Genomic DNA, 8671 nt, shown 5'->3' with positions numbered 1-8671 from the left:
TGAAACATTTGTTAAATTTGTTCGTATAACCATTGTTTCTTAAAAACTTCCACAAAAATAGTATAAAATAAAAAATGGCGAAGAAAGTAAAGTATTATTTCGATACCGAAAGTTTGGCTTACCGCAAAATAAAACCGAAACTGTCTAAAAAGTTAGGATTTATTGGTTTGTTTTTACTTGCTTCTTCCCTTTTTGGCTTTTTATGTTTTGTGGCGTTATTGAATTCTTCTTATTTAGAAACTCCAAAAGACAGATTGCAGGCGCGTGAAATTGAAACGATGAAATTGCGTTATTCTATATTGAATAGAAAAATGGATGAAGTTGCTGATGTTTTGGATGATGTTGCCGACAGAGATAACAATATTTACAGAGCTTATTTTAATACGTCACCAATTCCGAATGAACAGCGCAAAGCCGGTTTTGGTGGTGTGAACAGATATAAAGAGTTAGAAGGATTTAATAATTCCGATTTGGTCATTAACACTTCTAATCGAGTTGATATTATTTCAAAAGAATTAGCCATTCAATCAAAATCGTTGGATGAAATTTTGAAACTGGCAAAAGAAAAAAACAAATTATTGGCTTCAATTCCTGCAATTCAACCTGTGAAGAATGAACAATTAAAACGTATTGCTTCAGGTTTTGGTTATCGAAGTGATCCTTTTACGAAAGTGAGAAAAATGCATGAAGGCATGGATTTTACGGCGAGTACCGGGACTCCAATTTTTGCAACTGGTGATGGTGTCGTTAAAAGTGCTGATAATTCAAAATCGGGTTATGGCAATCATATTGAAATCAGTCACGGTTTCGGTTACTTAACCTTATATGGGCATTTAAGCAAATACAAATGTAGAGCCGGCCAAAGAATAAAACGTGGCGATATTATAGGTTATGTAGGAAGCACCGGAAGAAGCGAAGCACCACATTTGCATTATGAAGTCCATAAAGATGGCAAAGTGGTAAACCCAATAAATTTTTATTACGGAAATATATCGGCAGCAGAATACACTGCCATTTCAAAATTAGCTAACCAAGAAAATCAATCTCTAGACTAATGCATATAGAACTAAAACCAGACAAAAGATATTACAGCATTGGAGAAGTTTCCAAAGCTTTTAATGTAAACACCTCATTGATTCGTTTTTGGGACAAAGAATTCGATATTCTGAAACCAAAGAAAAATGCCAAAGGCAACAGAATGTTCACGCCAGAAGATGTCAAGAATTTACAACTGATTTATCATTTGGTTAAAGAACGTGGCTTTACGCTCGAAGGTGCTAAGACGCATTTGAAAGAAGGCCAAAAGAAAACGCTTGACAAGTATGAAATCATTAGCAAACTGGAAACGGTGAAAACACAATTAGTAAACATCAAAAATCAATTATAAATAAACTTAACTTTAAATTAAAAAACATGGACTTTAAAAAATTTTTACCTTGGATTATTGGAATTGGAGCAATTTTAATTATTGTTTTTTGGGTAGTAGGTGTTATGAATACTGGATTACGCAAAGATCAAGCAGTAAATAAAGAATGGGGAAATGTAAATACAGCTTATCAAAGAAGAAATGACTTGATTGGAAATTTGGTAAATACTGTTAAAGGTTACGCAGAGCATGAAAAAGGAACATTAACAGCGGTTATTGAAGCTCGTGCCAAAGCAACTTCTGTAACAATTGACCCAAGCAATGTAACACCTGAACAATTGGCTGCATTTAATTCGGCACAATCTGGAGTTTCATCCTCTTTATCAAGATTATTGGTAAGTGTTGAACAGTATCCAAATCTGAAAGCTGACCAAAGCTTCCTGAAATTACAAGATGAATTGGCGAGTACCGAAAATCAAATCTTAACAGCACGAACACGTTTTAACGAAGCAGTACAAGATTATAACGGATATGTATTGGCTATGCCACAAAGTATCTTTTTAGGAAAATACAAAGAAAAACCATATTTCAAAGCGGTTGAAGGTGCTGAAAAACCTGTTGAAGTAAAATTCTAATTTAGAGCAATGTCTAAAGTAGAAGAATTTTTAACAAAAGCCGAAGAGCAAGAAATTGTTGCTGCTATTGGCATAGCCGAAAAAAATACTTCTGGCGAAATTAGAGTACACATAGAAAAAGAAACTTCCGTCGTTGCTATAGACAGGGCGATGGAAGTATTCCGTACTCTTAACATGGAAAATACCCAGGAACGTAATGGCGTTATTATTTATGTGGCTGTAAAAAGCAAACAGTTTGCCATTTATGGCGATAAAGGAATTAACGAAAAAGTGGGTGTTGATTTTTGGAATTCTACAAAAGATGCTATGCAAAATCATTTCCAAAACGGGAATTTCAAGCAAGGGTTGATTGATGGTATTTTGAAAGCCGGAGAGCAACTCAAAACGCATTTCCCTTATCAGGATAACGACAAAGACGAACTTTCAAACGAAATATCACTAGGAGAATGAAAACAGTAAGTAAAATTTTTATTCGTTGCCTTTTGATGATGGTTTTGTTTTTGACATTTCAAAATGGATACTCACAATATACTATTCCAGAAGTTCCAAGCCTACAAACATCAGTGTATGATTATGCTAATGTTTTAAGTCCGACTGAAAAAACACAATTAGAAGAAAAACTAATTCGTTATTCCGACTCTACTTCAACACAGATTGTAGTCGTAACTATTGAAAGTCTGAAAGGCGAAGATATTGGAATCCTTGCTCCAAAATGGGGGCATGCCTGGAAAGTTGGTCAGGCCAAAGAAGACAATGGTGTTTTTATCCTTTTGGCGAAAGCCGAAAGAAAAATCTGGATTGCACCTGGTTATGGTCTTGAAGACAGGCTAACAGCTGGTATTGGTGGAGAAATAATACGAAACATTATCATACCTGAGTTCAAAGCCGGAAGTTATTACAATGGTTTAGACAAAGGTGCTGATGCGCTTTTTGATGTTTTCACAGGCAAATACAAAGGCGAGCGAAAGCAATCTAAAAAAAGTGGAGGCTTTCCAATTGTTCCGATAATCATTATCATTATTATCATCATTGTCATTATTTCTAAAAACAAAAATAACGGTGGAAATAACGGCGGTGGCGGAATGGGCTTAATGGATATTATCTTGTTAAGTAGTCTTGGCAGAAGTAGCGGCGGCGGCGGATTTGGTGGCGGCGGTTTCGGAGGAAGTTCAGGCGGCGGCGGATTCGGTGGCGGATTTGGCGGCGGTGGATTTTCTGGTGGTGGAAGCGGCGGAAGCTGGTAGAAAGAATATTCCGTTAGCAGTAGCAGTTGGCAGTTTTCTTAATACTTAATACATGATACTTAATACTAAAAAGCCTCGTTCAGTTGAACGAGGCTTTTGCTTTTTACCAATTAAATCTTCCACTTGGTTTCTTTTCTTTTCCTGCGAACTTCTCAATCTTATAGGTTAATGAAAACATCGCGTAACGCTTTAAAACAATATTTTCTTCATCTTTTATCGTTGTTGCGGATATCGTTCTTGTCGCGTTTTGATTTTGATTCAGTATGTCATACACTTTGACTTTGGCAGTAAATTTTTTATTATAAAAACTATACGCCAAACTTGTATTCCACAAATAGAAATCTTTCTTAAATCCGTCAGCGATGTTTGAATTGTAAGTGTATCCGAAGTCGTTACCAAAAACCCAATTTTTTGGCCAATAATTGGTAATCTGCATATTAAACTTATGCACAAAACTTGATGCCGAACTCACCACATAATTTGAATATTTAGTATCATTAATCGTATATCTATAAGTTGGATTTATAGAAAATAATTCACCATAGTCATAAGTGAAATTCACTCTTGGTGTTATGTCAAAAACCTTGGCTTCATACAATTCTCCGTTGGTAAATCCTTTATTTAAATCATAACCCGAATTAAATCCGCCGCCAAATTTAAAACTATGAACTCCTTTTTTAATTGTCTTACTCCAGTGAAAACCAAACCAGTTCTCATAAGTTCCTGAAACGTTTTTATAAGTCGTAGTTCTTTTTCTGTTTTCGTCAAATGTTGTCGACAATGTAATTTGGTTATCATAAACATTTCCACCCATGTAAATACTATATCCAGATTTGGTGGCATAGTCATAATCCCTAAAACTAAAATAAAGCTGGTGGTATTTATTCGGATCCAAATCGGGATTTCCAATATAGGTATTCAATGGATTGGTCAAGTTTTCGACCGGCAAAACCTGGCTCGCTTCAGGATAATAAACATCGTAACTGTAATTCAACCAAATTCCTTTTGACTTTGTGAAATTATAACCACCATAAATATCAGCAACAGGTAAAATATAATTCTTATTCAAATCAACCGTATTTCCAAGATATAACGAATGGTTATCAAACCTTGTAATGGCCTGCCCAAGTCTCACATTCAGATTATATTTCTTTTTAGCAAAAGAAAAACCTGATTTTGCCCAGATGGTGTTTCTGCTCGATGTCAGATAGTTTGACAAAGCATCATTTTCTGTAGTATAGGTTCCTAAAACTGAATCAAAATCGAATGCCTTTCTGCTTTGTAGCTTTTTTTCCTGCTCAACATCTACACTAACATGTATGGATAGCGAATCAAGAACAGGCTCAGTATATTCTAATCCAAATGAGTATTTATCGGCTATATTTCGTGAGTTTTTGATTTGATTCCGAATATCGTCAGGCTCAGTTCCCTGGTAAAAAATGGTGCCCGAATTCGTCAAATTGTTTATTTCCGTTCTGATATTTTCATTTTGAATTGAACCGCTTATGTTTCTTCCTTTTCTTCGAAAAGCTTTATTAAAATCTATATTATTATTAAAACTCTGTCTGTTATTTTCATTGGTTACGAACGAAGTGCTTTCGTTGAGTAATTGATTGGCATCATCAAGAGATTCTTCATGAGAATTGTTAGTTGACTGACTATTGGATTTGGCAAACTTTGGAACAATAACAATCGAAAATGTAGAATCAATTTTATATTCTAATTCCATATTGAGATTGTGGCTATACTTATTTTCTTTTGAATCCGAGTTGGAATTGGTTGTAAAATTGCCATCCGGCAGGAAATTGATCTGATTGGTTTTATTTTTGTTTCTGGTATCGGCACTGGCAAAAAAGTAACTCGCTGATGTTTCAAAATCTTTAACTAATTCATCAGAATAATTTATCCCAACCAAATTAGAATGTGTAATTCCTTTATTACCGCCAAAAGTCATTCCGTTCAATCCAAATGAACCATCGGAACTTGTGTAGAAAGAATTGTTCCTGGTTCCGCTCATATTGTCAAAAATCTCATCCATAGAAAAACCAGTTGCGTTGATATTATTGGACGAAGCCAAAATACTTATTTTCCGTTTTCCTTTAAAATAATTCACGAGCGCACTGCTTTCATAGCGCTTGTCAGTCCCACTACCTGCCATGAATTTGCCAAACAAACCTTTATTCTTATCTTCATCAATCGTTAGGTTTATGCTGGCATTATTGGAACTTGCGGCTTGACCAGTGATTTCTTCTTTTTTGGTTTTGGTATCCGTAACCTGCACCTTATTGATAATATCCGATGGCAGATTTTGCAAAGCTATCTTTCCATCTTTATCAAAAAATGGTTTCCCATTCACTAAAATCTGGTTGACTTCTTTTCCGTTAACCGTAATTTTTCCTTCGGCATCAATTTCGACTCCGGGTAATTGTTTTAAAAGCGTTTCCACGTTTGCATCGGGACGCAATTTGAACGATGAAGCGTTGAATTCTAAGGTATCTTTCTTAATCCTGATTGGTGGCGCTTCGTTCTTGATAACAATTTCATCCAATTTATTAATAGATTCTTTTAGTTCAATAGTCCCAAAATCTTTGTCTTCAGTAAATGAAGTCAATTGTGTTTTAGATTGCTGAAAACCAATAAAAGAAATTTTAAGGAATACTGGTTGATTGATTTTCTTAATCTTAAAATCAAAATTCCCGAGCTTGTTGGTAATGGTATAATCTATAACAGCAGAATCTTTGACTGCTGAAAGATAAACAGTAGCAGATTCGATGGGTAATTTTGTAGTTTCATCGATTACTTTTCCTTTTAAGGAAACCGTTTTTTGGGCGAAAGTAAAAGTGCTTATCAGAAGAAAGCAAAGTAGATAGAGAGATTTTGGCATAAAAAAAATTAGCGGTTACTATTAAATTGTAATAATAACGGCTAATTTCTCACTTTATTGTTTAATGTAAAAAATTCTTACGAAAATTTAACATTTACAGATAACGCTATTTTTAGTGTAGTCAGAAATATTCTTTTTAATTATTTTTCTCTTATGTAAATATCAATCGGTACGCCTGAGAAATCCCAGTTTTCACGTATTTTATTTTCTAAGAAACGTTTATAGGCTTCCTGAACATATTGTGGCAAATTGGCAAAAAACACAAACTGTGGCGTTGGTGTTGGCAACTGCATGCAATATTTAATCTTTACGTATTTCCCTTTCAACGCTGGTGGCGGATGAGATTCAATCAATTTCAACATAAAATCATTGAACTTTGAAGTTTGAATACGTTGTTTTCTGTTTTCAAAAACCTGAACTGTTGTTTCCAATGCTTTTAGCAAACGTTGTTTGGTTAATGCTGATACAAACAAAATTGGCACATCGGTAAAAGGTTTTAATTCTTCCTTTATTTTATTTTCATAATCACGTGTTGACATGGTATCTTTTTCAACCAAATCCCATTTGTTTACCAAAATCACAACACCTTTTCTGTTTTTTTCGGCAAGCCAAAAAATACTTTGATCCTGTCCTTCAAAACCTCGGGTAGCATCAATCAACAAAATAATCACATCCGAATGCTCAATAGCACGAACCGAACGCATCACCGAATAAAATTCTAAATCTTCTTTTACTTTGGCTTTTCTACGAATTCCCGCAGTGTCAACTAAGTTGAATTCAAATCCGAAACGGTTGTATTTTGTATCAATCGCATCACGCGTTGTTCCGGCAATATCGGTAACTACGAATCTGTCTTCGCCAATCAAAGCATTAATGAAAGATGATTTTCCTGCATTTGGGCGACCAACAACACAAAATCTTGGTAAAACTTCAGTCTCAGTTGTCTCGGGCAATTCTGGCAAAACTTCTACTAATTTATCTAACAAATCTCCAGTTCCGCTTCCGCTTATACTCGATATCGTAAAATATTCGCCTAATCCTAAATTATAAAATTCAATAGCGTCTTTTTCACGCATTGCATTATCGACTTTGTTTACGGCTATTAAAATTGGTTTGGTAACTTTTCTCAACAACTTAGCAACTGCAGCGTCCATTGGCGTAATGCCTTCTTCAACATCTACCACAAAAATAATAGCATCTGCTTCATCAATTGCCAATTCAACTTGGCGTCGAATTTCACCTTCAAAAATATCATCCGAACCTTTGATATAACCACCTGTATCTATTACCGAAAACTCTTTTCCGTTCCATTCGCTTTTTCCGTAGTTTCTGTCACGGGTAACACCACTAACCGAGTCCACAATGGCTTCTCTTCTTTGGATTAATCTATTAAAAAAAGTAGATTTCCCTACATTCGGTCTTCCTACTATGGCAACAATATTGTTCATGCTTTTATTTTTAAAATCTATTCTCTTTATTCTGTTTTCTATTTTTGATTGTAACCAAATCTGCGCAGCTGAAAAGCATTGCTTCTCCAGTCTTTGTTGACTTTTACATACAATTCAATATGGATTTGTTTTCCGAAGAATTTTTCTAAATCTTCTCTGGATTGCATTCCAACTTTTTTCAAAGCGCCACCTTTGTGTCCGATGATAATTCCTTTTTGTGTATCACGTTCTACCATAATTACGGAACGAATTCGGATGATTTTTTCATCTTCGATAAATTCTTCTGTTTCGATTTCAACTGCATATGGAATTTCCTTGTCATAATTCAAAAGGATTTTTTCACGAATGGTTTCATTCACAAAGAAACGCTCGGGTTTATCTGTCAAGGCATCTTTTGGATAATAAGCTGGCGACACTGGAAGTAATTCTAAAATACGGGCAAAAACTTCTTTTACATTAAAGTTTTCTAATGCCGAAATTGGGTAAATCTCTGCGTTTGGAACTTTCTCCGTCCACATTTGGATTTGCTCTTCTAATTGTTCCTGATTTGATTTGTCAATTTTATTCAAAAGCAATAAAACCGGAATTTTGGCGTGAATGATTTTATTAAAAAAATCTTCGTCTTTCAATTCTTTTTCGCCAATCTCAACCATATAAATCAAAACATCAGCATCTTCGAAAGCAGATTTTACAAAATCCATCATCGATTTCTGCATTTCATAAGCTGGTTTTATAATTCCAGGCGTATCTGAAAGGATAACCTGAAAATCATCCCCATTCACAATTCCGAGAATTCTGTGACGTGTAGTTTGTGCTTTGGAAGTAATGATTGACAATCTTTCTCCAACGAACGCATTCATTAAAGTTGATTTTCCAACGTTTGGGTTACCAATAATATTTACAAAACCTGCCTTGTGCTCCATTATAATGAGAATAAAAAAACCGAAAACTCATGTAGGGTTTTCGGTTTTGGTTTGATTTTAGTAGCGGGAACAGGACTCGAACCTGTGACCTTCGGGTTATGAGCCCGACGAGCTGCCTACTGCTCTATCCCGCGCTGTTTCGAGTGCAAATATACAATGAAAATCGACACA

The 8671-nt window shown here is 35.1% G+C and carries 8 protein-coding genes and 1 tRNA gene; 5 read left to right on the top strand and 4 right to left on the bottom strand.

Going from position 1 to position 8671, the window contains the following annotated elements; translation table 11 throughout:
- The first annotated feature begins 74 nt into the window (after nt 1–74).
- From ABIQ27_RS12930 to ABIQ27_RS12910, 5 genes are read left to right on the top strand one after another with little or no spacing between them, the layout of a single operon-like run.
- On the top strand, nt 75–1055 hold the full coding sequence (locus tag ABIQ27_RS12930; RefSeq protein WP_348034328.1) for a M23 family metallopeptidase: 981 nt from the start codon (nt 75–77) through the stop codon (nt 1053–1055).
- Nucleotides 1055–1387 (top strand): MerR family transcriptional regulator, encoded by a 333-nt coding sequence (locus ABIQ27_RS12925; protein ID WP_348034327.1) that lies wholly within the window; start codon nt 1055–1057, stop codon nt 1385–1387. The genes ABIQ27_RS12930 and ABIQ27_RS12925 overlap by 1 nt, the downstream gene beginning before the upstream one ends.
- A 26-nt stretch (nt 1388–1413) precedes the next feature.
- Nucleotides 1414–2001, top strand: a complete 588-nt coding sequence (locus tag ABIQ27_RS12920) for a LemA family protein (protein ID WP_348034326.1) — start codon at nt 1414–1416, stop codon at nt 1999–2001.
- 9 nt (nt 2002–2010) lie between these two features.
- Entirely contained in the window at nt 2011–2451 is a 441-nt protein-coding gene (locus ABIQ27_RS12915) for a TPM domain-containing protein (protein ID WP_348034325.1), read from the top strand.
- A gap of 35 nt (nt 2452–2486) precedes the next feature.
- The gene (locus tag ABIQ27_RS12910) at nt 2487–3245 is read left to right on the top strand and encodes a TPM domain-containing protein (protein ID WP_348034329.1); all 759 of its coding nucleotides are present in this window, start codon (nt 2487–2489) and stop codon (nt 3243–3245) included.
- 103 nt (nt 3246–3348) lie between these two features.
- Here ABIQ27_RS12910 and ABIQ27_RS12905 read toward each other — a convergent pair whose 3' ends face one another.
- The 4 genes from ABIQ27_RS12905 to ABIQ27_RS12890 form a co-directional block, all read right to left on the bottom strand.
- Nucleotides 3349–6129, bottom strand: coding sequence for an outer membrane beta-barrel protein (locus ABIQ27_RS12905; protein ID WP_348034324.1), 2781 nt, complete (start codon nt 6127–6129; stop codon nt 3349–3351).
- A gap of 140 nt (nt 6130–6269) precedes the next feature.
- Nucleotides 6270–7577 (bottom strand): ribosome biogenesis GTPase Der, encoded by a 1308-nt coding sequence (gene der, locus ABIQ27_RS12900; protein WP_348034323.1) that lies wholly within the window; start codon nt 7575–7577, stop codon nt 6270–6272.
- Between the two features lie 38 nt (nt 7578–7615).
- On the bottom strand, nt 7616–8500 hold the full coding sequence (gene era, locus ABIQ27_RS12895) for a GTPase Era (RefSeq protein ID WP_348034322.1): 885 nt from the start codon (nt 8498–8500) through the stop codon (nt 7616–7618).
- Nucleotides 8501–8561: 61 nt separating this feature from the next.
- Nucleotides 8562–8634, bottom strand: a tRNA-Met gene (locus ABIQ27_RS12890).
- Nucleotides 8635–8671 lie beyond the last annotated feature (37 nt).

Origin of the sequence: Flavobacterium sp. (genome assembly GCF_039916025.1) — a bacterium.
Taxonomy (GTDB): Bacteria; Bacteroidota; Bacteroidia; order Flavobacteriales; family Flavobacteriaceae; genus Flavobacterium.
Note: the sequence above shows the minus strand (reverse complement) of the source record. Positions and strands in the feature narration are given on the sequence as shown.